The organism is Gilvimarinus sp. 1_MG-2023, from assembly GCF_030548285.1.
Window position 1 is genome coordinate 1 of record NZ_JAUOSC010000133.1, and the last position, 459, is coordinate 459.

Here is a 459-nt window from a genome sequence, read left to right on the forward strand (position 1 = left end):
GTGTTCCTGTAGCCGGTTCATTTCTGCGCGGGTGATGCTGCCGAGGCTGGATTTGCGACCAATAGACAGGGTGAAGTAGCTGCTTTCTGCCAGCTCGATCACCAGGTTGATCTCGTCGACCAGATCAAATTCCTGATAGCAGTTGTGGAAGTATTCCGTCTGGGTGAAGGAGTCCGGTGCGATGCTGCTGAGGCGGCTCAGACCGGTAATCTGGCTGCTGCTGGCGTTGTTCTGCAAGGCACTGTAGAGCGGGTCGAGCAGGTAACTGTGATGCAGGTAGGTTTCCAGCGCCGGGCTGGGTTCGCTGGTCTCGGTGTATACCAGCGTTGGCTTGGCACCGGGAACAAACACCAGCATCAGGCAGGTGTCGAAATGCGCCAGCGTCGCCAGGTAATCGGCCAGTTCTTTCGGAAAACTGGTCAGGCGAATATGGTCGACCAGACTGGCCAAGGCTTTGGT

1 protein-coding gene is annotated in these 459 nt (G+C 56.9%); it reads right to left on the minus strand.

What is annotated here, in order from left to right; all coding sequences use genetic code 11:
• The coding region (locus tag Q4563_RS16080; protein WP_303605188.1) for a hypothetical protein at window positions 1-459 on the minus strand (459 nt) is incomplete at both ends.